Here is a 23,318-nt window from a genome sequence, read left to right on the forward strand (position 1 = left end):
TCACGGCGCGGGGCCTGACAGAAAAAAATGAGGTGCCATGAGTCATCCCCGCATCACCGCAGCGCAGTTCATCGCCCGGATACTCCCCGGCCCGTACGAGGCACAGCTCGGCGGCCCGGACCCCGAGGCCCTGCACCATCTCTTGGCCGCCGTCCACGCGGACTTCTGCTGCCCGCCGAGCGGCCATACGGTCTCCTGGCAGGACTGCTACGACGCCGCGCAGCAGCGTCCCCTGCCGCACAAGGCCGGCTTCCTACTGAATGAGCGCGGCGAGCCGGTACCGGTCCCCGCCCATGTGCGAGACGAGGCCGCCGACCGGGCTCGCGAAGCCCAAGCAGCAGCAGCCTGCATCCACCGGGCAGCTGCGAACATGCCGCTGGGCAACCAGGGCTGACGCCTGGCCGACTGCACCCGAGGGCGCTGTCGGCCGGGCGTCAAGGAGCGCGTGGCGGGGAGAACCTGTGAGGGAGCCCCAGGCGTGCTGCCCCGCGAGGTTCGAGTGGAGCAGCGATGCGCGCGGCGGTGGGGCGCTGCTGCTGGGCGGGGGGTGAACTTCCTGCGCCAGGCCAGCGACACGTACGCAAGTGGGCGGCGCCCTCCGGGTATCTCCAGAGCCTCTGGTCGTCGGCCATGGTGTCCTCCTTCGCCGGGTCGAGCGTACGCAACGAACGGGTGGACGCACGACGCGGCCGCCCCTGCCTGAGCGGCGTGGGGCGGCCTTCGGTGGTCCTCGGTCAGACTCCGGAGAGCCGGTTGGAGAGGTCGAGGGCATCGGTCGCGAAAGAGAGGGCGGCGCACAGGCCGGTCACCTCGTACAGCGTCGGACGGACCAGGCGCGGCCAGTCGTCCGGGGCGGCGGGCCAGGAACCGAGGAGCACCTCGGCCGTGGTCAGCCCCAGGTACGCCGTGACGTCCCAGCCGCTGCGCGAGGCAGGCTCCCAGCGCAGTCGGATGCGCCCGAGGGGAAGTTGGGGGTTTCGGCAGCGAGCCAGGTGATGTCGAGGGGGCCGTCGGGGCGGATGGAGATGCGCTGGAGAAGCGCGCTGTGTACACCGTGCGGCATGGGGCGCGCCGCGACAGTGTGCAGCGCGAGGAGGGGCGTGGGGCGCGAGAGCGACGAGATGGAAGGCTCCGTGTGGGTAGGGAAGCGATCAGTCCCAGGTGAGGGTGTCGCGCGCCCCCACCGGGAGGTAGTCCTCCTGGCCGTCGTCGGCGATGTACGCCTTGCCGTCGCGGACGACGACTTCGGCTCCCACGAAGTGGGCGAAGGGGAAGTCAGGGTTGACGGCGAGACGGACCGGCAGGTTGGGGTCGAGTTCCTGGAGCTGGTGGAGCAGGTGGCCGACGGTCAGGTACTGGGGCAAGAGAGTCTCCGTGAACGGTGGACACTGACGGGGCTGGTCGGCCCGACGGGGAGTCGACGGGCCGTAGGTGGATTTGAGAGCGGAGCCTGATCGGCAGTCAGCACGAGGAACTGGTGACCAAGAGGGCGAGGAATCCGGCAACGGCTTCGGAGGGGGTGTGGACACCGAACTCCTGGACTCATGCGTCGCCATCGGCGGGCTGCACCCGGACATGCCAGACGATGTTGCGCTGCCAGGCCGACGGGTCTTTCGGGAGCCAGCCGACGTAGACACAGCCGTCGGGGTCGGTCGCGTGGACGTTGGCCTCGGGGGTGTCGACGAGCCAGTTGAGAGCGTCGCCGTGGGACGGACAACGGCCGGAAGGAAGGTGGCAGAGGTGCTCACGGGTAGATGGATCCCTTCGTTGACCTGCGGTCTTTCCGACATCCGTACGTTGGCATGGATCATGCCGAAGTGCGTAGTTGTTTCCCGGCAGGGGCGTCTGCCGTGGGCGAACTGGGGGACATCGGCAGGTCACGGGAGACCGGGGAATGGACAGGCCACCGCGGTTGTCCTACATGGGTTGCGGTGACGGGCCGCAGGCGAGAGAAGGGGGACAACGATGGCCGAGGCGAGCAGACACTGGGACGGCGCCGGGTTGGAGCGCAAGATCCGCGCGGCCGGGCGGCCGTGGACCGTGGGCGACATCGCGATGGTCGCCGATGGCCAGTGGGGAGTCGGCGCACAGCCCGACCAGTGGCCGGACGAGGAGACGGTCGAGCGCCGGATCGCCGAAGGCCGGCGAGTGGAGCTGACGGTGGAGGAGCTGGCCCGCTCGGTGGGCCTCCGGGCCGAAGAGGGTCACCGCGACGAGGATCGGAGCTAAGCGTTCAACGTCGGGGCCCCGTTGCGGGCGCCGACGGCCCTACGACAGCCGCCGGAGAGGACGGTTCGGGCAAGCCCCCCGGGGCTTGCCGCGTCTGCCCGGAGCGGGCGACAGCGGCCTGTGCCAGCCGAACCGCCGGTGCCTCAACCTCGGGTGCGGCGGCCTCCCGAGCCTCCACCACGCGCCGGATCGCCTGGAGGTACGCACGGCTCTCCGCGTGGGCGACGCGGAGGCTGACCGCCGTTTCGGTGATCCGGTCGAGTTCGTAGAAGTCAGGCACGTACCCATGCCGGGACAGGGTGTGAAGACTGTCCTGGTAAACGCTTACCGCATTGTCCGTGACGGCCAGGGCCGTACGGGTGTGCATGGCGCAGCGCAGGAGCGGGTCGTCGCTAGGGCGGCGGACCCCGAGGACCTCAAGAGCTTCGATGGGCTGGCTCCAGGCGTTCTCGATCATTGCCGTGGCCTGGTCGAGCATGGTGGTGGTGGGCATGGTGGAACTCCTGTTGGGCAAGGTCGGTCGCGGGTGGACTGCGGCTTGGGGCGGGAGTCAGCGTCCGCGCCGGGGCGCCGGCGAGCTGGCCGGCAGCCGGGCAGAGGTCGCGGGCGCGGGGTGTCCCGTCCGTTTCTGCGCCGCCCCCGTGGAGCGGCTCTGAGCGGCCATCACTCGGAGGTCGGCTGCTGTGCGTGGTGCCCGCGCGGCACGGTGTACGGCCTGGGCGACCGCGGTGCGGCGTACGTCCAGCGGAGTCGGAGCGCGCGAGACCTGAGCCTCGGCGATCGGCGTGGCCGAAGCGACAGGGGTCATGGTGACCAGGTGCTGCATACGCCGGTCGACTTGGTGGCGTTCGCGGACCACCGGGGTCGACTTCGCCATCACAGCGGCGGTTGCGGCGATCAAGTGGGACGGGGTGCGGGCCGTGAACGTTGCTTCGGCACGAGTGCCCCAGCCCGGCGGGCCAGCCCACAGCTCGACGGTCCTGCGGTCGGAGCCGTAGCCGCGCCGATCGATAAGGATGCCCGCTTGGTCGTCAGGAGCGATGATCTCGACGGTGCCGAGTTCAGCAGCTCCGTCAAGGTTCCAGCCGGCATCGGTCAGCGGCCGGACGGTGTCCCTCCAGGGGACGGTTGGCCCTGTCAAGAAGCGGCCGAGGGTATCGGAAGCGATGGCTTCGTCGTAGTCCTGGACCAGTGACGCGGTGAGGCCGGCGACCATCTCGGCCGGGGTGACGTGGTTGAACGTCGCCGTCCAGCGAGGCGCTGAGAAGGCGTCCTCGGCTGCGCTGATCTCCACAGTTCGAAGTCGTCGCCGAACCAGCCGATCCGAATCCGTTGGTCGGGAGAGGTTACGAGGAGTTGGCAGGGGCCCTGATCGAGGTACTGATGAGGCCAGTGGGCGACGGGCGCGAAGCCGGCCTCGCCGGTCCCGTTGGAACCAGCCAGGTACATGGGGCTGACCAGTACCTCTTGGTACCGGGTCGGGTCATCAGGGGCGTACATGGTCGAGTCTCCGGAAGCGAAGGAGGAGAACGGATCCGCGTGGGCAGCGGCGGGAGCCGCTGGAGCGAATGCGGATGCCGTAGCGGCGGCGAGTGGCCTCTAGTTGTTGCTGGCCATGACGTTGGTGACGCTCACGCGGAGGCGTGAGGCTGGAGGACGGTTACCGGCGGCGGTGTGAGGCCGGTGGTAGTTGTAGTGGACGTTCCAGACCGCGATCGCCCGCGCTCGTTCTGCTTCAGAGGCCCACTGCCTGGCATACAGGAGTTCTTCGGCGAGGATGCGCTGGTAGCGCTCGACCTTGCCGTTGTGCCGGGGCGTGTAGGGCTTGGTCCGCTGGTGGCGGGAGGCCCACGAGATCACGGAGCGCATGAAGGCCGCGGCGCGGTAGTTCGCGCCGTTGTCGGTGACCACGCGTACGACCCGGTGGATGCCGTGGGCGGCGAAGAACGCGCGGGCGCGGCTGAGGAACGCCACGGTGGTGGTGGCCTTCTCGTCGGAAAGGGGCTCGGTGTAGGCCGAGCGGGAGAATCCGTCGATGGCGGAGTGCAGGTAGACGTACCCGCCCTTGGCGCCACCGGACTTTGCGCGCTGTGCGGCCCTGGCCTGCTCGGAGCCGCGTCCGTGGGCTCGCCACCCACCGCCGTCGGGGATGCGCCCGACCTTCTTGACGTCCAGGTGGACCATGTGGCCCAGGTAGCGGGCCACGATCCGTGTCGACGGACGCCTGTTGGTCGAGCCGTCTGGGTCGAGGAAGCGGCGCTGGTTGATGCCCAGGCGCGCCAGCCACCGGCCTACGGTGCGCTCGCTGATCCGAACGCCTTGGCTCGCGAGTTCCAGAGTGATCCGGCGGGCGGACCACTTGTTGTCCCGCCGCAGCTGCTCGATCCGTTCGACGACATCGGGCGGGGTCTGGGTCGGTGAAGACTGCGGGACGCTCGGGCGGTCCCGCAGCCCGGCTTCGCCGTGCGTGTCGTACCGGTTCTTCCACTTGGACAGGCAGGCGCGGGAGACACCGGCCTCGGCGGCGACGTGCGCGATCGGACGGGTGCGGCAGCGCTCCACGAGCCGTCGGCGTCCCTCGATGTTCGAGGGGGCGTTCGCATGGGTCACCGCAGCACCTCGGTGTTCCGGTCGGCTGTGATGACGGTCAGGAGGGGGAACGCGATGAGCAGCGCGACCGCGACGAGAAGCCCACTCGCCCAGAGCGGCCCGAGGGCCCCGGCTTCGGTGCCGAGCGTGGCCGCAGCGACCACGGGGCCGGCGGCGGCGCCCACGTTGAGCGCCGCCGTCGCATACGAGCCGGCCATCGTAGGGGCTCCCGGGGCCTCGTAGAGGACCCGCGTGATCAGTGTGCTGCCCAGTGCGAACGACAGCGCGCCCAGCACGAACACGAGGATGAACAGGGCGGCCGGCTCGCTGGCCAGCACCGCCAGGGCCGACCAGCCGATGAGCAGCGACGGACCAGCGACCGCGATGACCGGACCGGGACTTCGGTCGGACAGCCGTCCGGCGACGGTGACACCCACGAAGGAACCGGCACCGAAAAGCACCAGAGCGACAGAGATCCACAACTCGCCCAGCCCGGCGCTGTCGGTCACCACGGGGGGCAAGGAAGCTGAGGCTTGCGAAGGTTGCCGCATTCACCAGCGCGCCGAGCAGCATCACCAGGATCAACCGCGGCCTGGCGAGCTGGGCGAGCTCCGCTCGCAACGCCGGCCTGCCCGTGGCCTCATCCTTGTCACGTCCTGCTGGGATGCCTTTCAGGATGCCGAGAGCGGCAGGCAGGCAGAGAGCGGCGACAGTCCAGAAGGTGGCTCGCCAGCCGAGTGCCGTGCCGAGCACCGACCCACCGGGGACACCGGCGATCGTAGCCACCGTCGTGCCCGACAGCAGCACGGCCAGCGCGCGTCCCTTCCTGTCGGGTGAGACCAGCACGGCCGCAGCCGTCAGAGCGACGGCAAGGAACCCTGCGTTCGCGAGCGCGGCGACGACTCGGGTGGCGAACAGGATAGGGAAGCTTGTCGTGACGGCTCCCACGGCGTGAGCTGCCGCGAATACGAGGACGAACCCGAGAAGGGCCGGGCGCCTGGGCCAGTTGCGGGCAAGCGCCGCCACCAGGGGTGCGCCGACGACCATGCCGATCGCGAAGGCCGAGGTGAGCACGCCTGCTGTCCCGACGGTGACGTCGAAATCCGAGGCGATGTCCGGCAGGAGGCCGGCGAGAATGAACTCCGAGGTGCCCATGGCGAAGACTGCCAGGGCAAGCAGGTACAGCGAGAGAGGCATCGAGTGGCTCCGAGGTGAGGAGAAGCACGAGAAGGTCATCTCGTCACCGCGGCCAGCCCGAGCACAACACTCGTCCCACCGCAGAAAGCGGCGCGACGACAGGGCTACGAGCTCAGTGGTGCAGGGGGCTGACGGCGTGACCGAAAGCCCCCACCTTGTCTGACTCAGGACTCGACATGGCTCGCACGCTACCCGACCGATGCCCGTCGGAGCATCTTGGTTTCACAGGCATCGCCTGCGTCACCAACGTCCTGTCCCGCAACATCTAGTTCTCACCCCCGTCAACGGCCCCGGCCCGGTGCCGACTGAGCGGTCACGGCCGCCGGCACCCGCGGTTCCGGCTGAGGCGCGTGGCTGAACATGACGTTCGACGCGGCGGCGCTCCGTCGTAGGGCCGCCGCGGTCCGGGCGCTGTCGGCCCCCGCCCCCAGCGAAATACCGACGTGGGTGCGCGTTGCTGCCGCTGCCGGCCGCGATGTCGCTGTTCCGCTTCGCAGCGCGAAGGGCTGGCTCCAGTGCTCGACACTCGCGTAGACGGCCCCCAACGCTTGGCCGGCATCGGTGAGCACGTACGGGTCTCCGTACCGGGAGCCCGTCCGCGTGACCAGGCCATCGGCCTGAAGCCGGACAAGTCGCTGCCGTGCGAGGCCGTTGTCCAGGCGCGCCGCCTCGGCGATGTGAACGAACCGCATCTGGCCGTCAGCCGAGTCGAGGGCCTGAATCACGGCAGTCGAATACCGAAGATGCAACCGGCGCAGCGCGTCCTCGACACGCTCGGCTTCGGCCATCGGTTCCTGTGTCAGGTGGGTGCGAGACCAGTCCGACACCGTGCGGAGCACGGGGCCCAGAGACGTGCCGAGCGCGCTGAGTCGGTACGGCGCTTCCCGCCGGTCGTCATCGCGGATCACCAGTCCGTCAGCGTGCATCGTGCACAGCCGTTTGCCGACGAACTGCTCACTGACGAAGGGGAGCTACGCAGCAACGCCGCGGACGCGCACGGGGCCGTTCACCTGGGCCAGGGTCATCGCGGTCCAGGTGGTCCACTTGGGCCCGATCCGGGCGAGAGCCTCCTCGACGCGCTGGGCATTGATGGAAGCGACGAGAAGGTGGGAGGCAGGCCGGGGGCAGGCACGGTGGGGTCCTTATCGGGATGAGGTCAGCGTGAGCGGGGGGCCGCGAGGGAGGTCCTGACGACGGGCGCGGCGGCCGAGCCGCCGAGCGCGCCCGACGTGGTCTGCGTGGTGGTGCGGCCGAGGGCGGCGGACACCCGTGAGGTCGTCGCGCGACCATCACGCAGGGCGGCTTCCCCCTGCGAAGTGAGCGAGAGGAGCTGGCCAGGCCGGTACACGTTCTCGGTGATGTCCTGATGCAGCAGCCCATCGGCGACCAGCCGCTGCACGGTCTGCGGGAAGACCGCCGGGTCCTGCCACTGGGCCTTCTCCCTCGAGATGTACGGGTCCTCGCCGATCGCGTTGCGGCGAAAGCGAACACCTCCGGCCGCAACCGCTTCGAGGGCTACCAGCCCGCGCTCCCCGGCGACGGCCCAGTCGTCGTCTCGGTGGGGCCTCGTCTTCTGGCCCTGCCCGTGGCCCTTGTTGATCGCGCGTTGAGCAGGCTCGGGCGAGGAAAGAAGCCGGCGGCAGGCGGACAGGGACTCGACGAGCTGGCTGTATGCCCGGTCCTGCTGCGCCAGGCCGTCTCCGAGGTCCGGGAGAGCTGTCCGCAGCAGCGCGTACGAGACCTGGGCTCGGCCGACTTCACCGCGACCGATGCCTTCGAGCAGCCGCTGAGCGCGCTGGACCGCGTCGAGCACGCTCTCGTGTCGCTCGTCCAACGCCGCTGTGGCTTCGATGACGCGTGTAGCGGCCTGGTGCAGCGGCTCCTCCGGACCATGCGCGAGGGCGTGCACGCTGACATCCCCGACACCGAGCACTTCGACGACGAGATAAGGCCCAGGGTGTGTGTCTGCGTCGTACGGGTTCACTCCGTTGCCTCCATCCGGGCGAGCAGGGAGCGGACCAGAGCGGGCAGGCTCCCGGGATCGTTGTCGAGCCGAGGGCGGTCGCTCACTTCGCTGAGGAGATCGGCGTCATCGAGCAGGCCACTGGAGATCTCCATGCAGGCGTCGGTGATCCGGGCGGCGGCGAGCAGCGACTGGGAGAGAACCTCGACGTAGTCGTCCGGCGCGAGGCCGGCGGCCTCGGCTGCGTTGCGGACCGCCTCCAACTCAAGTGCGTTGAAGGCGAAGTCGAATTCGTCGTCCCGCTCGGTTCCGCCGGACGTGGCGGCGATCGGAGCGCAAGGCTCCGTAGGGATGCCCACGCGGGTACAGATCTCGTCGACCGAGGAGGTCAGCTCGGCGAACGACTCGGTGAGCCACCCCAGCGCGGAGGCGTAGGAGGCCAGAGCGAACAGGCCCGCCGACCCGGCGGGGCGTGGCTCTATGGCCACGAAGCCCTCGAACCGGTCGTTCAGCTCGGTGATCACGCGGGGCCCAGCGGCCAGCGGCCCCAAGACGGGATGCAGGTAGGAGCGGGCGGCAGCCGTCGGATACTCGGCGGCAGGGATGCCGCCGACGTTCTGAGCGGCCTCTGTGAGGAGATCCGCCAGCTCTGAACGGGTCAGCTCAGTACGGTCGTTGATCATCGCTGGGCGGCCTTTCGGGGGGCGGTGACCGAGGGCGGCGCTGTTGACGGGGCAGTCGCGCGGCCCGTTGTCGGCCGTTCGGCGGTGAGCGTCGAGCGAGACCGGGCGGCCTGCACACGGGCCTCCGTGGCAGAGTCGGGGCCGACCTCTTGCTGGGGGCCGGTCCGCAGGTGGGCCGCGCGGTAGACCGCGTAGTCCTTCCGGCTGCCAGCCGCCACGAGGTAGATCTCGCGCTTGTGGGTCGAGGTCGGTGGCGCTTGGCGGAACTGGATGACCAGCCGGTAAGAGACTTCCGGGTCGACGTACACCTTGTGGAAGCCGGCGAGACGGCCCTTCAACGGCAAGCAGTCGTTGCTTCCGTGGACCAGGTTCTGCAGCTCCAGCAAGGCCAAATCGCGCATCTCGGCCGGGAGTTCCCGCAGGTCGGCGATGGCGTCAGGGTGCGCGGCGAAGGCGAAGCGGGCGCGGCTCACAGCAGCCTCCCCTGGACCGCGCGCTGGACCGGTACCGCCGCTGTCGCGCGGGGCGCGTCGAGCCCGGTCTGCGGTGTCGGAGAGGTTCCGGCGGACCGGGAAAGGGCGATGCGGGCCCGGACGACAGCACCGTTGTGGTCGCTGTACTCCGGAGGCTCGGGCAGCGGTTCGCTGCGCTCGTCCAGCCAGGTCTGGGCGACGCCGACGTCGGGGAAGGCGCCCTCGCGCATCGTGTACGTGCCGGCACCGTGGTTCCACTCCTCGTAGAAGAGGCGAACCGGTGCCTGGGTGGCCTGGGAGTCGTTGACGAGTGTCCACGCCTCGCTGGGGTTGTCGTCAGAGGTGTAGGTGTCGAGGACCTCGTAGCGGGTGCCCGACTTCTGGATCTGCTGTTCCACCTGGAGGGTGAGGTCGTCGGCGGGCTCGATGTGGTCGCCACCGCGCAGTGCGATCCGTTCGAGCGGGCAGCCGCGTTCTGCCAGCCAGTTCTGTGCGAAAGACGCCGTGGCGTGGTGACTCGTCTCGAACGTGAACGTGGACTGCCGCAGATCCCGAGCGACCGCGATCGCAACGAGCTGTGGCTCGCCGGGTGTCCCCCAGGTGACCGATCGGTCGTGGGCGAGGACGAAGCTGTGCGAACCATTGGGCGTGGTGTGGTGCTGGGACAGCACCGTCAAGTCGCCAGCCCAGAGAGCCTCCATTGCCTCCTCGGAGTCGTCGTCGACCGGCGAGAGATCGTCGAGGCCGAAGTCGAGAATGTCGTTCACGCCGCCACCCCCGCCTGCTCGGGCGCCGGGGTGGCCAGCACCCGGTGATTGGGGCGAGTTGCGCTGGTCGTGCAGGCCGCGAAGGGTCCGTCGGGCGCACGCAGGTGCGCCAGGGTCTGGTCCAGGTGATCGCGGTGCCAGGTCGAGGGGCCGGACAGGCCGGCCTCCGCGTCGGTGAACTGCTGCCAGGCGAGCCAGAGTGCGTGGAGCCGGGCGACAGCCTCGGGGTGTTCGTGCCAGTGCGCGCACCAGGGACGGCTCGTGCTGATCTCCCGGCCGTACACCGGCAGGAAGAGGTAGTTCACCCAGTCGCTGAGGGCAGCGAGTTCGACGGCATATTCCTTGCCGCCCAGGGCGAGAATGAACACCGAGGCGGGGCCGTCGGGCTTCTTGCCGTCAGCCGCCTCGGCTTCCGGAGTGCTGTCCGGCGGCTGGATGGCGCCGGATTCGGGCTCGGAGCCGAGGCGGTCGAGGATGACGCCGTGCTGCCTGACCTCGGCCATGGTCTTGGCGAGGGTGCTGGCGAGGTCGTCGAGGTCTGCGTCGGGGACGCGGTACGGCTCGGGGCCGGGGGAGGTCGGGCTGGTGTCGGCCATGGGAGTGTGCTCCATCTGTGAGACGGCGACATGCCCGAGAGGATCCGGAGAATCAGCGGTTTGGTCCGGCCGGAAGAACGCGGTAGTGGAGCGCTATCGGTCGGCGCAGCGGGGACAGCGGGGGAAGGGTGGTGCCAGCAACTGCAAGGCGTGCGCAGCCTGTTGTGGGACGACGCCGTTGCCGAGCGCGGTGAGCTGCGCTGGACGTCCGAGCCCCGGAGTCGCGGTGACCCAGCCGGCGTCGAGGCCCTGCATCCACTCCACGAAGTCCGCGCGGAGCCGACCGGCCGCGTCCGTGGGGGCCGGGGCCGGGCGGGTGAGGCTCTCCCATCGGGTGATGGCGGATCCGTACGCTCCCCATCGCCGGTCCGCGCCTCCGCCTCCGGCGTCTCCTCCGCCCAGAGGGGCAGGACCACCGCCGACAAGGGAGGCCGCCATCCCTTCCCGGGGCGGCGGCTCGGGGTGCCCGTGTCGCTGGCCCTCGGCGTTGGCAACAACGACGCAGCCGCGCTGGGCAGGGTCATGTCGCCATTGCCGTGCCGCTGGTTCGGCGAGCCCTTGATTCCGTCCGACGCCTTCGGGGTCGGCAGCAGCAGCCACTCGACCTCGTCGGCCAGGTTCGGACCGTGCCCCCGCTCTTCCGCTTCGAAGGATGCTGGCTGCCGCCGTTCTTCCCGATGTTGCTGGTCGGCGTCTTCAGCAGGGTGCCCGGCGGGCCATGCGGCGAGGAAGGTCCGCTCGCGGCGGTGCGGGGCCCCGACGTCGGAGGCGCGAAGCACGAGCCACTTCGCGTCGTACCCGAGGTCGGCCAGGGATCCGAGTACGGCACCGAGTGCCCGCAGAGCAGGCTGACCTGCGGTGTCTCCCAGACACCACGGGCAGGGTTCCACGTCGCCAGGGGAACCGGCGGGGGAGGTGAGGAGGCCGCGCACATTCTCGATCACAACCAGGCAGGGTCGGAGGGCTGCGACCGCACGGGCGACGTGCAGCCAGAGCCCGGAGCGGGTCTGGGCGTTGAGTCCGGCCCGGCGGCCGGCGACCGAGACGTCTTTGACAGGGGAAGCCGGCCGTCAGGACGCACACCCGGGGGACGGTGCGCCAGTCGACGGCGGTGATATCGCCCAGGTTCGGGACGCCGGGCCAGTGGCGGGCCAGGATGCGTGAGGCGTTCGGGTCGACCTCGGCGTGCCAGGCGAGCGCGCCGCCGAGCGCGGACTGCACGCCCAGGTCGAGGCCGCCGTACCCCGAGCAGAGAGACCCGATCAACGGGGTGGCGAGGCTCGGGGCCGTGACGCGTAGGTCCGGCGCGGCTGCGGACATGGGGTAGATCAAGACGAGTTCCAGGGGCAGAAGAGGCTGGTGGGGAGGGGGTCTCACGGGTGGCCGCGCGAGGGTGGTCGGGCTGTCGACAGCGTGGGGAGACGGCTGGCCGGGGCTGGGGGTGACGCGCCTGGGCGGGGTGTGCTTCGGGCGCGGGCGGCCTTCACTCGGTCGGGCGGCGGCTCGGCCGCCGGCGGAGTGGATGCCGTGGGCTTCGGAGCCGGACTGCTGTTCGCGGTGGCCCAGCGGGCACGTACCTCGTCGAGCGGACCGAGCGCGTGCAGGGCGTGGTTGATCAGCCGGCCGGGCCCCAGAACCTCGTCCTGGGCCAGGGTCCGGATGGCTCGCGCGGAGGCGGCGGCGGTGCGGGTGACGGAGGAGCGCATCACTCGCTGTCCGAACCAGTCAGCGCTTCCGGGGACCATGCCTTCGCAGACGGCGGTCAGCTGCTCGCTCGACACGGTGCCGTCGGCCAGCAGGCCGCGTCGCTGGGCCTCCCAGAGCAGGGTGATCCGGTCGATGGGTTCGCCCCGGTGGTGCAGCGCGCCCAGGCACCGGTAGAGCTGCCCGTGGGCCGGGTCGGCGAAGTCTCCCGGCCGCAGCCAGGCCACCACCTCGCCCATGGCTCCCGGCTGTTCGGCGAGGACGGCCAAGAGGAACTGCTCGTCCTCGGCGACTTGGCCGCTCTGCGCCGGAGGCGGGATGTCCGTGGCGGCAGAGGGCCCAGCGGTGGGTGGGACCGGTCGAGGGTCGGTTCCCCAGCGTCGTGCAAGGTCGGTAAGTACGCCGGTCAGGACGTCCGCCGTGCGCAAGGCTCCCTCGACCTCGCCCTGGACGGCGTCGGCTCGAGCCGCCTGGTGGAGACGGATCGCGTGCTGGGCGACGGTGCGGTGAATCGCCCCCTCCAGCACCATGCGTCCGTACACGGGGGCGTGCTCTGTTCGGGGACACGCCTGGATCAGGGTGTGGGCGTACGCCGCGGTCAGCCCGCGCACGTGCTGTCCGGCCTCCTCAACCGCGTCGGTCACCCACGACAGCGGCAACGGACCAGCGGCCGAGAGCGCGGGATGCCCGTCGTTGCGCAGCTTGCGGAGCGCGGCGAACAGCGCCTGGTGGACGGGCCGATAGAAGTGGTCCGCAGCGAGCCACTCCAGGTGCGAGAGCTGCTCGGGGTCGAGGAGTGCGGCACCGAGGACCGCCTGCTCGGCACTCATCAGCGGGTTCACCGCCGGCCGCCGGGATCAACGCAGGACGCCTCGTCCTGCCGGATGAGGAGGTTGGCGACTGCCTGGTCGGCAGCGGCCATCGACAGCGCGAAGTCGTCCAGGACGGCGGTGAAGGCGGGATCGGAGGCGGGAACCGAGCCTGCCCCACCGTCAAGCCACCACCGGCCACCACGCAGGACGACCGGAGCGTGGGCCAACCGCCCCTGCGGTGGTGTGGGCGCGCTCATGCCGACAGTCCAAGATCGTCCTGACCGATGCTCTTCGCGAGAGCACGCTCGGTGATGGCCTTCGTGGCGCGAGCGGAAGCTGGGCCGATTACCTTGGCGGAGGGCTCCTTGTACCAGGGCTTGAGGTTGAGCATGGCGACCCGGATGCCGGTGGCCAGCAGCAGCACCTTGCCCTTGGGCAGGGCGCGGATGGCGTCCGGCGGCAGGATCCGTTCGGTGCGCATGCTCACCGAGGTGGACTTGCCGCCCTCGCTCGTCGACACTGAGGTGGTCTGGACGTCGTGGTCGCCGATCTGACGGCTGAGCCGGTCGGCGAAGTCCGCGTCGTCGATGCCCGATCCGATGATCTTGATGGTGGCGGCGGAGTACAGGGCGTCCATACCGGCCTCGCCCCAGCACCGCTGGCCCTGACGGTAGGACTGCAGGATCGTCATCGGGATGACGCCTCGGCTGCCCAGGTGGCTGTAGAGATCAGGGAGGTCCGAGATGCGGCAGACGTTCGCTGCCTCGTCGAGGACGCACAGGGCGGGCGGGTCGAGTCGCCCGCCGGAGCGCTCGGCCACGATCACGGCCGCGCGCATCACGGCGTCGGCCGCTGCCGCGATGATCGCGGACGCGCTGCCGCCGCCGTCCTTGCTCAGCAGGTACAAGGTGTCGCGGGACGTGGCGAAGGCGAACGGCTGGAACTCGGGAAGGTCGTCGTTGGGGGTGACCCAGGCGGCGACGTCCGGGTCGAGCAGGCAGCTCGCGTACTGCCTCGCGGTCTCATAGATGCCGTCGCGCGTTTCGGTCGCGCCGGAGACGGTGCCCTGGAGCTGGGCGGCGACCGCATGGTGGCCGGCGTCGGTGAGCAGGTCAACCGGGGTGCGGTCGGCCGGCATCGCGAGCCAGGCCAGGACGTCGGTGATCGGTCGCCGGTGGGACGCGGCGGCGAGGAAGAGGGCACCGAGGGTGTTGCTCGCGGCGGTGGACCAGAAGTCGGAGCCGCTGGACTCGTCCACGCTCGCGGTCACGAAGTGCCCCGCCAACCTCTTAGCCCCGGCGAGGTCGCGGGCGTCAGCGAGGATGTCCCACCACATCTCGCGCGGGTGGTGGGCGATCTGCTGCGGATCGAGGGTCCAGATCGTGCCGACCTCGGCACGGGCGTCCACCGTGGTGGTGAAGGCGTCGTTCGCGGCTTTGTTGCTGGTGAGCAGGACCGGGCCCGGTGCCGAGAGGATCGCGGGGATCGCCAGCCCGGACGTCTTGCCGGAACGCGGGGCCATGATTGCGACGATCACGTCCTCCCAGGACGCGCGGACCTCCGCACGACCAGGATCGAGGGTGCCGAGCAGGATGCCGCGGTCAGCGGGCAGGACCTCTTTTACTCTCCCGGCCGCCCAGGTTCGGGCGCAGGCTCTTCGCCTTGGCGACGATCTCCTTGTCCAGCAGCGGCGCCAGGTCCGCCTTGCGGGCGAGGCCGGACTTGGACCCGGCACGCCAGCGCATCCACAGCACGGCAGCGGTGACGACCAGGGCAACGGTGAACAGGGCGGGGACGACGCGGGCGCCGAGCATCAGCATGCTGGTGCTCAAGGCCGGCCACAGCACCTCCGGGTGCAGCAGCGCGTCCGTTACGCGGAAGGGGGCCCATGTCCCGTTCCCGACGATGGTGTTGGTGAGATTTCCGGTCAGCCAGGCCAGGGAGCCGAAGGCCATGGCGGCGCCGAGGATGCCGAACAGGAGGTAGAGGAGCGCGTCCGACCCGGTGGTGGTCGAGGGCGCGCTGGTGCGCGGGGAAGGCATGGCGGTTCCTTGGGTGTGCGAGCGGGCAGGGGCGGGGCGCGCTCGGCTCTCGTGCAGCTCATGGGGGTACTCCTGGACGTCTGAGGCGGAACGTTTCAGCGGGGTCGGCCGGCAGAACGAGGCGCGGGCGGAGGTGCTGCGGTGGCCGGCGGACCGCCGGTCGACGGCGATGTTCCGGCGCGCGGCGAGGAGGCGCGAGCCGCTCGCTGCCGGTCTGAATGGACGTTCCGGGCAGCGAACGGCACAGGAGCAGCCTCTGCACCGAGGACATCGTCGAGCAACTCCCGGCTGTGCAAGACGTTGACCATCTGGTGGTGCCGGGGGTCCGTGCGCTCTGCGGGACAGGCAGCGAGACCGTCCTCGGCGACTTCCAACTGCTCACGGACGTCCTGGAGCATCCCGTACGCGGCTGCCAGTCGGGTCCACGTCTCGAAAGTCGGACTGTGATGCGGGTCGTCGAAGTCGAGACGGGCGCGAGTCCAGTCGGCGGCAGAGGCGACGAGTTCGGTCAGCTCGGGCAGAGCCCCGGCCAGTGCGCCGTTGACCTCCTCGGTGATGCCCGCCACCTCATCGGGCGAGGCGCCCTCGTGGAGGCGAGAAATCATGCCGCGGACCGAGTACGGATCGGCGGAAGCGCTGGGCAGGTGCCTGACCTGCAGCGGCTTGTCGGAGCCCGGTGCCGTGCTGCGGTGGGCGAGCCGGATGTTGTGCTGCATGGCCGCACCGACGGCCTCGCCGATGCTGGAGTAGTACTCGGGCACGTTTGCCTCTTCGGGTGAGTGGTCCTTGGCGGGTGAGTCGAGCGGGGGCGCGCGACATACTGGAGGCCGACGGCGGAGAGAGCGGCCGGGGTCACCGTCGGGGGGTTGAGGCGCGCGGTGGGTGACCCGTCGCAGAGCAAGGTGCCGGCGCGGAACTGGACGCCGAGGAGACCTTGGCCTGGTTCGCCGCAGGAGAAGTGGCCAGAGCGGCACCACGGTGATCACGGACGGTCCGTGCTGCGGAGTAGCTCGTCGAAGCGGCGCCGACGCGGCGTAGCTCGGCCTCGGAATCGACGAGTTCGGACTGGGCCGAGCTGACGAACTCCGAGGCGAAGCCGAACCGGTCGGCGAGCGCATACGCGTCGTCGTCCAGGTCGTTGACCTGTTCTCCCGCTGCTTCCAGTGCCTCCCGGACACGCTCCAGCGCACCGTGCTCGGGGTGAAGGAGGTGGTCAACTGCCCGCTGAAGGCCGGCTCCGTCTTCGGCCGCACGGATCTGGTCCGTGATGCTGAGAAGTTCGGCTCCGGCGGCGTAGGGCCCCAGCGCATGCACCGGAGGGCTCATCCGAGCCGTGTCGAGAGACGGCGGAAGGGTGACGTCATAGCGAGCGGCTCGAAGCATCTCGGCCGCATGGCTGGCGATGGCGACCTGGTCGGCGAGCGGAGTGGTGGTGGGCAGGCGATGGCGTCGGCCGTGCCAGTCGTCGATCTGCTTGAAACCGGCGTGACGGAGGAGCTGCGCGGAGAGGTCATCAGTAGCGCCCTTGGCAACGACGCTGCCGCTGAACTCGGACGTGATGGTGATCGAGGTAGGCACGGAAGTCTCCGGGGCAGAGGGAGCGAAGGACCTGTTGGAGGTGGGCCAGTGGGCAGAGGGTCCGGCAAATCTGGGGTTTGGTCCGGCCGAGAATCGTTGGTAGAGGCCGCACGGTGGCGGTCAGCCGGGTGCCCCGCCGCAGCAGGGCACCCGGTCGGTCAGAAGAAGGGATTCTCCGTCGGCCGGTCGGCCCCGGTGGCGGTTCGGAGCAGTTCGGTGAGGTCTTCGGGCTCGGACGACCTCTGGTCTATCCACCACCCGGCACGGGTCACCGTACGAGCGTTCTCCTCGATCTCCGCCCACTCCGCTTCGCTGGTCGTGCCCTCGGTGACCAGTGTGGTGTAGGCGTTGGTCAGGATCTGGTGACGACAGCGCACGCCCCAGGGAACGGCCCGCTCGGTCCCCTCCAGGGGAGGCATCCGGTACTGCTCGGACCAGGCTTCGGACGCCGTCTGCTCCTCGGCGCGCTTCGCCTTGAGCCAGGCGGCCTTGTCTTGCTCGTCGCCCTCGTTCGAGGCGCGCCAGCAGTCCGTGCACTCCTGCCTGGCGAGCCACTCGGCGAAGCCTGCGCGGCCGTCGGCCGTTTGGTTGGACAAGTCGCGGTCGGCATGGTGGCCGCAGGCGTGTTTTTCGCGATTCACTCGTCTCAGGAGCCAGCAAGGCGCGGCCGTCGGCATCGACGAATCGGCTGAGCCGACGGCCGCATCCTCTGAGTGGTCAGGAGGGCTTGGTCTCGTGATCTAGGGCATCGATAATCGACACGATCGTTGCCAGATCTGCTTCGACCTCGTCGACGGTGATCGTCGCGCGCCCGCGTCCGCTGCGGTCGCCGGTGTGGGCGATCAGGTTGCGGCGAGCCACAATCCGGTCCAACTCTGTTGTGGACTCGTTGACAGCGACCTTGCGCCGCTTGTCGACACGGGTCATGAGCTTCTTCTCGCCCACGAGACTGAACAGCTGACCGATCTGGGCAGGCGCGGGGCTGGCCCGCATCCGGATCTCCATTTCAACGACTTGTCGAATCCCCCAGCCTCGTTTCTCGTACTTCTCCTGGATCGCGAGGTAATCCCCCACTGTCATAGACAGCTCAAGCAACCCCCCTGGAGGTGGGGTGGAGGCAATGGCAGTGCTGTAGCGCTCCATGACTCGGTCTGCGCAGAAGGTCTCTATGGCCGCGCAGGCGGCCACGAGGGCCTGCCTAAGGAGAGGCCTGAGGTTAGGTTCCTGGAGCTTCTCTCGCAAAGTGGCATGGCCTGGCTTGAAGGTCACGAAAACCCGGTCGTTCTCCAGGCACTCCAGCTCATCCCAGTACTTCTGCGGCAGGGAGAGAGCGTCGCCGAGTCTTTCCCGCTTCTCACGTCGCATCCTGCGCTGCCGGTTGTTGACAAGGGTCTTGGCAAGGTCTACCAGGATCTCAGCGTCTTCGATATTGAGGTCGAACGCTTCACGTGCCGTCAGCTTCGGGGGCGCGCCCATGTGTGCTCTCCGGGGTCTCAGTTGTGATGTTGATCAGAGTGCCCCTCGGCCTGCTGATCGTCCATGTGTTTCCCGGAACGAATGAAGTGAACGCTCACATCGCCTCGCGCGGATAGACGAGCCCCGCATGGCAGCACGATCACCCGCCGGCAGCTGCCAGGGTTGCCGACACCGCCGGGCCGAGCATGCGGCGGATCGAGGTCCTTCGGGTGGTGCCTCTTCATTGCTCACCGAGCGCCCCCGCCCATCTGGTCACGCGCCCGCCTGCCTAGCGCGGCAAAGTCGTCAAGCCACTTCTGCGTGACGTGGGCCTCCCAGATCGGCAGGTGTACAGCCGACACCCATGCACCCAGCGTTCGACTGCCCGACCCCAAGTCCGCAAACGCACGGAATCGTAGAGGTACATACCCTTTCGGGATTCCTTCAAGGCGGATGCCTGTGCCGACGCTGAGGGGGTTCGCGAGCCAGACGCTATTCGCCTGCGGCTCCAGACGCCTAAGCGGCCTGTGAAGGATGTGTTCTGCCGGAAACAGGTACACCATCGGACCGGGCCCGTCGATATCGATCTCAAGGCCAACGCCATCGACACCGAAGCCGAGAGCTCCCACGTTCGAGACGCGCACTCCAAGGAATTGCTCCTCCATGCGATCGCTGAGGAGCTTGAGGCTCTTGAGATTTTCGATCTTGGATACGACGTTCTCGCCGCGGGCCCGGATGATGCCTACGACCTCTACCTCTGCCCTCGGCGTCGTGAAGGCCAGGAAAATCTGCTCGACCTGGTTCTCGGTGAGGCCGCCACGCCGCCCCTGAGCCACTTGCTCGGCCTTCCAGGCAAGTAGCTCCTCGGCGGGGTAGTCGTCCTCGAAGTCGTCCACCCACTTGTGGTGCTTGGTGCACAGCAGAAGCAGGTTATCTTCCGCGTTTCCCCGCTTGCCTTCGAAAGCGGGGTCGTACCTCGCGCCGCCGGGCTTTTCCGCGCGGATGTGCGCGATCTCCACGTTGACGCTGATCTGCTCACGATGCTCCTCGATGAGCACTTCCTCGCACTCCGGGTAGGCGCAGTGGGATGCGCGTCCGAACAGCACCTTGCAGAGCCTCGGGGTGGGGCTGAAGTCACTCACGTACTTTAGGGTATGAGGACCCACCGACAGCGGCGGGCCTGTTTGAGTAAGCACCCGCGGTGGGACTTTGGTCGTGGCGCCAGCTGTGCCGGGGGTCCGTCCGGAGCATGTCCATCTCCCTGTGAGACAACGCGGGACACGAGAGATAGCAGCAGGCCAATGGGCGCACGGGCCCACTCATCAGACCGAGTGACACGCCATGAGACGGATCGGAGCTGTCCCAAGAAGGTGTGGTCGATAGGCCAGATCGTCTTCACGGCCATGGAAGGGCCTCCTTGAGGAGTTGGATCAGCGGTCGCGGAAGTACGCGACGCGGGGGTCAACCGGCCGGACCGCCGGTGTGGTGACGGCGGTGGGGACCGGCGCCCTGCCCGGGATACCGGCACGGGCCGGGCTGGCGGCGAGCGCGGCGGCGCTCAACGGAGACGCGCGGGCGGGACCACGGCCGCGCTCAGGGCCGACGGCCGGCGTGGCAGCAGGGCGGGGCCGAGCCGTCACCTCTTGAGCGAGGCGGGGCTGCACTGCGACCTGGAGCCCCGAACGGTGCAGGGCCACCGTGGCGTCGGCGACTTTCCCCAGCGCCTCGACGCGATCGGTGGTCGCGGGGAGCGTGTAGATGTCCAGGCTCGAGTTGTGCCGCCAGCCGTCCGCCACCAGCGCGAGCCCGCTGAGGCCGGAGACACGGTCGTCGAGGGCTGCGACGATGCCGAGCTGCGGGTGATCGGCGAAGGCGACGTCTGGTTCACCGAGCGGACCGCGGTCGCGTACCTGTGCCGTTTCGGGCGCCAGCGCAGGGTCAAGGGCGACGTCCACATCGACCTGGTAGCCGGCCTTGCGCAGCAGCTCGATGGCCCGGCTCGTACGGCCGTGCCCGTCACGGTTCTGGTCGGCCAGCGCGTACAACGTCGGCTGGTCGGGGACGGGATGGAAGTCGAATCCCCTGAGCATCCAGGTGCTGGCCGCGAGGTTCTTCGGGTTCGCGGCGACGATGCCGTGGACGGGGTGGTGGCCGAAGGCCAGGTCGGGCAGCACGTCGTAGTGGCTGGGCATGGCAGATCCATCCGAGGCGGGTGCGGTTACAGGTGCGGGCGACGGGCGGATCAGTTCTGAGGGTGCGGTGCACGGAGGACTCCTGGATCGCGGTCGGTCAGAGCCGGGGAGCGGATGAGGAACTGGCCGGCGGCGGCGCGGCCCGCGCGGAAGACTCCGGCGGCGGACCGGTCGGGAGCACGCGCTGGCCGACCGACGGCGAAGAGGCGAGAGCGACCCTCGCCCGGGATGGAGCGGAGTCGGGCGGGAGCACGGTGACGGCGCGCGCCTTGCCGGAACGTTCCTGCTCCTGGCGTGTCGGTACGCCAAGCTGGTCCAGGCGGGCGTCGACAGCGGAGAGGAGTTCCGGCACGCTGCCGCCGTGGCGCGTATGCGGACCGTCCGGCTCGGAGTCGTAGATCACCTCGTAGATCGCAGGCTCGGCGGACCGGTGGCGGGTGACCATCCAGCTTTCCGGGGTCTCGGGGTGCTCGGAGGGTGGCTCCTGCGGCGGCGAGATGATCAGCGAACTGCCGTCGGGAAGCTCGGCGTGGACGATGTAGTCGCTGAGGCCGTACTCGACGGTGCCCTCCAGGCCGCGCTGCCCGAGCGCGGAACAGAGGGCAGCCTGAATGCGACGCGGATCGGATGTGGCGGTCGGGGGCGAGGTTTCGTGGTGCATTGCGAACGTCCCGCCGCACGGCGGGAGCCGCCGGGGGCGTGCAGCTGGAAGGAGTGCGGTGGTCCATGAGGATCCGGTGATCGGGCAGTTTGGCGCTGCCGTGACTGCGTGCTAGGGATCACCGCGAGCGACCGGGAGCCGGCGGATGCGATGCCGACGGGACCTGGGGCGAAGGGGCTGATACGGCAGGGGTGTTGTGCGTCGAGCGGGTCAGGGCGACGCGAGCCCGCTCGGTCTGCGCCGACCGTTCGGTGTCCGCCCGGTGAGCTAGATATTCGCCGACGCGCACCAACGCCGCTCCCTTGGAGCCCAGTTCGTGTGAGTAGTGCCAGCCTTCGGTGTTGCGGTGCTCCTCGGCACGCTCCTGGTAGAGGTGGAGCACGCTCGGCTGAGAACCGTCCATAAGCGCCATGACGCCGTCCCATTCGTGCCGCAGCTCCTCCGCCCGGAACAGGATGGTGTCGATCCCGCGTATCCGACGGAGGTCGTCACTGATCGGCCCCTCGACGTAGTCGGGGCCGTCGGCGGCGGCGCGGACCCCGGCCAGCACCTCGGGTCCGTGGTCGAGGAACACTTCGGCGTGCTTCCACGCTTCGGCGTCCCGCTTGACCTTCCCGTCCCCGTAGACCTTGTCGTCCAGCGGCCAGCCGTCCGCGTCGCAGAGAGAGTCCGAAACCGCGTCCCAGGCGTCGCACGCCTCGTTGATCCCGGCGGCGGCCGAGGCCAGTGCCGGGAGGTGCCGTCGCCACGCCAAAGGGTCGGTGGCCTGCGACGGCTGGTTGTCACCGGAGGAAGGAGTGGAAGAAGCAGACATGATCGATTCCCATTGCTGTGCCGGTCGTTGGGCTAGGCGGCCATGCGGGCGTCTGTGTCGAACAGCTCCCGCTCGGCCGGGTGGAGGATGTGCTGGGTGATGAACGAGCGGTCGGCGACCTTCCACAGACCCCGGCCCTTGGTCAGAGCGGACACCGCCTGGGCCTCGACGCCGGTCAGGCCGAGCAGAGATGCAGCGGCGGCGAGCTGGTCGGGCTCCTGGCGGTAGATGATGCGCGTGCTGCAGTCCGCGAGGAGCCCCTCGGCAAGGACCCGGCCGCGCGACCCGGCGTCGCCCGCCGAGAGCAAATCGCTGAGGCGGTGGATCACCATCAGGTTCGCGATGCCCAGCCCTCGGGAGAGCTTCCACTGGCTTTGCATCCGCTCCAGCAGCCCGACGTGCCGCATCAGCCGCCACGCCTCGTCGTAGATCACCCAGCGCCGACCGCCATCGGGATCACTGAGGGCTGACTCCATCCACGCGCTCGCGCACGTCATCGCGAGTACCAGTGCCGTGTCGTCACCGGAGCCGCCGAGACGGGAGAGATCGATGGACAGCATCGGTGTGGTTGGGTCGAACGACACGGTGCTCGGCGCGTCGAACATGCCGCTCAAGTCGCCGTGCACGAGACGTCGCAAGGCATGGGCGAGGTCCTGGGCGGCTGAACCGAGGTGCCCCGCCTGGTGGCCGAGGGCCTGGTCGAGGCGTTCGGGGGAGCCGAGTACGTGGGCGATCTCGCCGAGCAGCGGCACCGTGCCCCGGGCGGCGGCGTCAGCGACGACCAGATCCAGGGCCAGGTCGAGGGCGGTGTGCTCCATCGGTAGCAGGTCGCGCTTCAGCACGGTGCGGGCGAGGCTGGCCAGCAGCAGCAGACGGCGCTTGCGAACCTCCGTGAACCAGTCCTCCTCGCTCACGGAGGCGGGGCGAGCCGGGGCGTCCAGCGGATTCAACCGTCCAGGGAGCCCCGGGCCCAGGGCGATGCTGTATCCGCCGAGGGCCTGCGAGACACCGGTCCACTCCCCCTTGGGATCGCAGGGGATGTAGATCCGGTAGCCGTGGGCGATCGACCGGGTGGCGATCGACTTCGCCAGCGCCGACTTGCCCATGCCGATGATCCCGGCCAGGACCGCGTTGGGGTTGGTGAAGCCCTCCACCCTGCCGCTGTTGTAGAGCGAGAACGGGTCGAAGCAGAAAGCCGCCTCCGCGTGCACATCGCGGCCGATGAACACCCCATCGGCGCCCAGGCCGCCCTCGGCCACGAACGGGTACGCGCCGCTGGCTGTGGCGGTGGTCATCCGGTGGGCGGGCAGGGCGAGCTTGCCGCCGCGGGCGGAGGCCGGACCGGGGCGACCGGCGAGCGGGTAGGTGGGCCGCAGATCCGGGTCGAGGGTCTGCTCGGCGCGGTGCTTGGGCGGGTTTCCGGCGAGGCGTGCCTGGCGGCGGGCTTCGGTGAAACCGGCTCGGGCGGCCCGCTGCTCGGCGCGTGTCGTCTTACGGGGCACGAACAGAGGGGAGGCGCTGGCGCGGGTACGAGGCATGAGCGTTTCTCCAGGTGAGGGGTGG

General features: G+C 69.6%; 26 protein-coding genes and 4 pseudogenes. 3 read left to right on the forward strand and 27 right to left on the reverse strand.

The genetic code is table 11. The features are described 5' to 3' along the window. Positions 1-37 precede the first annotated feature (37 nt). On the forward strand, positions 38-394 hold the full coding sequence (locus ACFV6E_RS20140; RefSeq protein ID WP_385463180.1) for a hypothetical protein: 357 nt from the start codon (positions 38-40) through the stop codon (positions 392-394). A gap of 340 nt (positions 395-734) precedes the next feature. Here ACFV6E_RS20140 and ACFV6E_RS20145 read toward each other — a convergent pair whose 3' ends face one another. Further along, positions 735-878 carry a hypothetical protein gene (locus ACFV6E_RS20145; protein WP_385463183.1) on the reverse strand — a complete coding sequence of 48 codons (144 nt, stop codon included), beginning with the start codon at positions 876-878 and terminating at the stop codon, positions 735-737. A gap of 273 nt (positions 879-1,151) precedes the next feature. After that, entirely contained in the window at positions 1,152-1,364 is a 213-nt protein-coding gene (locus tag ACFV6E_RS20150; RefSeq protein WP_385463186.1) for a hypothetical protein, read from the reverse strand. Between the two features lie 601 nt (positions 1,365-1,965). On the opposite strand from ACFV6E_RS20150, the gene ACFV6E_RS20155 reads away from it, so the two are divergent. After that, positions 1,966-2,229 carry a hypothetical protein gene (locus ACFV6E_RS20155; protein WP_385463189.1) on the forward strand — a complete coding sequence of 88 codons (264 nt, stop codon included), beginning with the start codon at positions 1,966-1,968 and terminating at the stop codon, positions 2,227-2,229. Between the two features lie 4 nt (positions 2,230-2,233). On the opposite strand, the gene ACFV6E_RS20160 is transcribed toward ACFV6E_RS20155, so the two are convergent. From ACFV6E_RS20160 to ACFV6E_RS20175, 4 genes and pseudogenes are all read right to left on the reverse strand, one after another. After that, the gene (locus ACFV6E_RS20160) at positions 2,234-2,722 is read right to left on the reverse strand and encodes a hypothetical protein (RefSeq protein WP_385463192.1); all 489 of its coding nucleotides are present in this window, start codon (positions 2,720-2,722) and stop codon (positions 2,234-2,236) included. Between the two features lie 57 nt (positions 2,723-2,779). Further along, positions 2,780-3,729: pseudogene (locus ACFV6E_RS20165) on the reverse strand (DUF317 domain-containing protein). A 99-nt stretch (positions 3,730-3,828) separates the two neighbouring features. Next, positions 3,829-4,839: an IS481 family transposase gene (locus tag ACFV6E_RS20170; protein ID WP_385463195.1), complete on the reverse strand. Its 1,011-nt coding sequence runs from the start codon at positions 4,837-4,839 to the stop codon at positions 3,829-3,831. Further along, positions 4,836-5,973 (reverse strand): annotated as a pseudogene (locus ACFV6E_RS20175) (Cmx/CmrA family chloramphenicol efflux MFS transporter). The gene ACFV6E_RS20170 and the pseudogene ACFV6E_RS20175 overlap by 4 nt, the downstream one beginning before the upstream one ends. Between ACFV6E_RS20175 and ACFV6E_RS20180 the strand changes: the two are divergent. Beyond that, positions 5,864-6,178 carry a hypothetical protein gene (locus tag ACFV6E_RS20180; protein ID WP_385463340.1) on the forward strand — a complete coding sequence of 105 codons (315 nt, stop codon included), beginning with the start codon at positions 5,864-5,866 and terminating at the stop codon, positions 6,176-6,178. The pseudogene ACFV6E_RS20175 and the gene ACFV6E_RS20180 sit on opposite strands and share 110 nt — an antisense overlap. Before the next feature lie 118 nt (positions 6,179-6,296). Here the strand turns inward: ACFV6E_RS20180 and ACFV6E_RS20185 are convergent, their stop codons facing one another. From ACFV6E_RS20185 to ACFV6E_RS20285, 21 genes and pseudogenes are all read right to left on the reverse strand, one after another. Then, the gene (locus ACFV6E_RS20185; protein WP_385463198.1) at positions 6,297-6,941 is read right to left on the reverse strand and encodes a winged helix-turn-helix transcriptional regulator; all 645 of its coding nucleotides are present in this window, start codon (positions 6,939-6,941) and stop codon (positions 6,297-6,299) included. Between the two features lie 230 nt (positions 6,942-7,171). Continuing rightward, a complete protein-coding gene (locus ACFV6E_RS20190; protein ID WP_385463201.1) occupies positions 7,172-7,999 on the reverse strand; it encodes a large ATP-binding protein in 828 nt (275 codons plus the stop codon). Further along, positions 7,996-8,661 (reverse strand): hypothetical protein, encoded by a 666-nt coding sequence (locus ACFV6E_RS20195; protein ID WP_385463203.1) that lies wholly within the window; start codon positions 8,659-8,661, stop codon positions 7,996-7,998. The genes ACFV6E_RS20190 and ACFV6E_RS20195 overlap by 4 nt, the downstream gene beginning before the upstream one ends. Further along, on the reverse strand, positions 8,658-9,134 hold the full coding sequence (locus tag ACFV6E_RS20200) for a hypothetical protein (protein WP_385463206.1): 477 nt from the start codon (positions 9,132-9,134) through the stop codon (positions 8,658-8,660). Before ACFV6E_RS20200 ends, ACFV6E_RS20195 begins: the two co-directional genes overlap by 4 nt. After that, positions 9,131-9,901: a glycosyl hydrolase gene (locus ACFV6E_RS20205; RefSeq protein WP_385463209.1), complete on the reverse strand. Its 771-nt coding sequence runs from the start codon at positions 9,899-9,901 to the stop codon at positions 9,131-9,133. The genes ACFV6E_RS20200 and ACFV6E_RS20205 overlap by 4 nt, the downstream gene beginning before the upstream one ends. Further along, positions 9,898-10,497 (reverse strand): DUF4913 domain-containing protein, encoded by a 600-nt coding sequence (locus ACFV6E_RS20210; protein ID WP_385463212.1) that lies wholly within the window; start codon positions 10,495-10,497, stop codon positions 9,898-9,900. Before ACFV6E_RS20210 ends, ACFV6E_RS20205 begins: the two co-directional genes overlap by 4 nt. Before the next feature lie 755 nt (positions 10,498-11,252). Further along, positions 11,253-11,486 (reverse strand): annotated as a pseudogene (locus tag ACFV6E_RS20215) (DNA cytosine methyltransferase); the annotation flags it as partial. 121 nt (positions 11,487-11,607) lie between these two features. Then, positions 11,608-11,817 (reverse strand): annotated as a pseudogene (locus ACFV6E_RS20220) (hypothetical protein); the annotation flags it as partial. Positions 11,818-11,870: 53 nt separating this feature from the next. After that, complete coding sequence (locus ACFV6E_RS20225) at positions 11,871-13,043, reverse strand: DnaB-like helicase N-terminal domain-containing protein (protein ID WP_385463215.1); 1,173 nt, start codon at positions 13,041-13,043, stop codon at positions 11,871-11,873. Then, positions 13,040-13,270 (reverse strand): hypothetical protein, encoded by a 231-nt coding sequence (locus tag ACFV6E_RS20230; protein WP_385463218.1) that lies wholly within the window; start codon positions 13,268-13,270, stop codon positions 13,040-13,042. The genes ACFV6E_RS20225 and ACFV6E_RS20230 overlap by 4 nt, the downstream gene beginning before the upstream one ends. Further along, positions 13,267-14,535: a type IV secretory system conjugative DNA transfer family protein gene (locus ACFV6E_RS20235; RefSeq protein ID WP_385463221.1), complete on the reverse strand. Its 1,269-nt coding sequence runs from the start codon at positions 14,533-14,535 to the stop codon at positions 13,267-13,269. Before ACFV6E_RS20235 ends, ACFV6E_RS20230 begins: the two co-directional genes overlap by 4 nt. A 79-nt stretch (positions 14,536-14,614) precedes the next feature. Further along, positions 14,615-15,055, reverse strand: coding sequence for a hypothetical protein (locus ACFV6E_RS20240; protein WP_385463224.1), 441 nt, complete (start codon positions 15,053-15,055; stop codon positions 14,615-14,617). A 95-nt stretch (positions 15,056-15,150) separates the two neighbouring features. Next, a complete protein-coding gene (locus ACFV6E_RS20245) occupies positions 15,151-15,816 on the reverse strand; it encodes a hypothetical protein (protein WP_385463227.1) in 666 nt (221 codons plus the stop codon). Between the two features lie 91 nt (positions 15,817-15,907). Then, entirely contained in the window at positions 15,908-16,633 is a 726-nt protein-coding gene (locus ACFV6E_RS20250) for a hypothetical protein (protein ID WP_385463230.1), read from the reverse strand. 158 nt (positions 16,634-16,791) lie between these two features. Next, positions 16,792-17,229: a hypothetical protein gene (locus tag ACFV6E_RS20255; RefSeq protein WP_385463232.1), complete on the reverse strand. Its 438-nt coding sequence runs from the start codon at positions 17,227-17,229 to the stop codon at positions 16,792-16,794. Positions 17,230-17,350: 121 nt separating this feature from the next. Then, on the reverse strand, positions 17,351-18,109 hold the full coding sequence (locus ACFV6E_RS20260) for a HEPN domain-containing protein (RefSeq protein ID WP_385463234.1): 759 nt from the start codon (positions 18,107-18,109) through the stop codon (positions 17,351-17,353). Positions 18,110-18,336: 227 nt separating this feature from the next. Next, positions 18,337-19,230, reverse strand: a complete 894-nt coding sequence (locus tag ACFV6E_RS20265; protein WP_194546413.1) for an HNH endonuclease signature motif containing protein — start codon at positions 19,228-19,230, stop codon at positions 18,337-18,339. 288 nt (positions 19,231-19,518) lie between these two features. After that, positions 19,519-20,280, reverse strand: coding sequence for a hypothetical protein (locus ACFV6E_RS20270; RefSeq protein ID WP_385463237.1), 762 nt, complete (start codon positions 20,278-20,280; stop codon positions 19,519-19,521). A gap of 97 nt (positions 20,281-20,377) precedes the next feature. After that, on the reverse strand, positions 20,378-20,941 hold the full coding sequence (locus tag ACFV6E_RS20275) for a hypothetical protein (protein ID WP_385463240.1): 564 nt from the start codon (positions 20,939-20,941) through the stop codon (positions 20,378-20,380). A 118-nt stretch (positions 20,942-21,059) separates the two neighbouring features. Beyond that, a complete protein-coding gene (locus ACFV6E_RS20280; protein ID WP_385463243.1) occupies positions 21,060-21,755 on the reverse strand; it encodes a hypothetical protein in 696 nt (231 codons plus the stop codon). Positions 21,756-21,787: 32 nt separating this feature from the next. Further along, positions 21,788-23,293 (reverse strand): ATP-binding protein, encoded by a 1,506-nt coding sequence (locus ACFV6E_RS20285; RefSeq protein WP_385463246.1) that lies wholly within the window; start codon positions 23,291-23,293, stop codon positions 21,788-21,790. Between the last annotated feature and the right edge of the window lie 25 nt (positions 23,294-23,318).

Origin of the sequence: Streptomyces sp. NPDC059785 (assembly GCF_042732375.1) — a bacterium.
GTDB lineage: Bacteria > Actinomycetota > Actinomycetes > Streptomycetales > Streptomycetaceae > Streptomyces.

Excerpts from the sequence above, each read along its gene's own strand:
- ACFV6E_RS20140 (WP_385463180.1), top strand. The coding sequence starts at position 38 with ATGAGTCATCCCCGCATCACCGCAGCGCAGTTCATCGCCCGGATACTC.
- ACFV6E_RS20180 (WP_385463340.1), top strand. The coding sequence starts at position 5,864 with ATGCCGATCGCGAAGGCCGAGGTGAGCACGCCTGCTGTCCCGACGGTG.
- ACFV6E_RS20230 (WP_385463218.1), bottom strand. The coding sequence starts at position 13,270 with ATGAGCGCGCCCACACCACCGCAGGGGCGGTTGGCCCACGCTCCGGTC.
- ACFV6E_RS20270 (WP_385463237.1), bottom strand. The coding sequence starts at position 20,280 with ATGCCCAGCCACTACGACGTGCTGCCCGACCTGGCCTTCGGCCACCAC.
- ACFV6E_RS20155 (WP_385463189.1), top strand. The coding sequence starts at position 1,966 with ATGGCCGAGGCGAGCAGACACTGGGACGGCGCCGGGTTGGAGCGCAAG.
- ACFV6E_RS20160 (WP_385463192.1), bottom strand. The coding sequence starts at position 2,722 with ATGCCCACCACCACCATGCTCGACCAGGCCACGGCAATGATCGAGAAC.
- ACFV6E_RS20285 (WP_385463246.1), bottom strand. The coding sequence starts at position 23,293 with ATGCCTCGTACCCGCGCCAGCGCCTCCCCTCTGTTCGTGCCCCGTAAG.
- ACFV6E_RS20235 (WP_385463221.1), bottom strand. The coding sequence starts at position 14,535 with ATGGCCCCGCGTTCCGGCAAGACGTCCGGGCTGGCGATCCCCGCGATC.
- ACFV6E_RS20185 (WP_385463198.1), bottom strand. The coding sequence starts at position 6,941 with ATGCACGCTGACGGACTGGTGATCCGCGATGACGACCGGCGGGAAGCG.
- ACFV6E_RS20275 (WP_385463240.1), bottom strand. The coding sequence starts at position 20,941 with ATGCACCACGAAACCTCGCCCCCGACCGCCACATCCGATCCGCGTCGC.
- ACFV6E_RS20280 (WP_385463243.1), bottom strand. The coding sequence starts at position 21,755 with ATGTCTGCTTCTTCCACTCCTTCCTCCGGTGACAACCAGCCGTCGCAG.
- ACFV6E_RS20195 (WP_385463203.1), bottom strand. The coding sequence starts at position 8,661 with ATGATCAACGACCGTACTGAGCTGACCCGTTCAGAGCTGGCGGATCTC.
- ACFV6E_RS20240 (WP_385463224.1), bottom strand. The coding sequence starts at position 15,055 with ATGCCTTCCCCGCGCACCAGCGCGCCCTCGACCACCACCGGGTCGGAC.
- ACFV6E_RS20260 (WP_385463234.1), bottom strand. The coding sequence starts at position 18,109 with ATGGGCGCGCCCCCGAAGCTGACGGCACGTGAAGCGTTCGACCTCAAT.
- ACFV6E_RS20210 (WP_385463212.1), bottom strand. The coding sequence starts at position 10,497 with ATGGCCGACACCAGCCCGACCTCCCCCGGCCCCGAGCCGTACCGCGTC.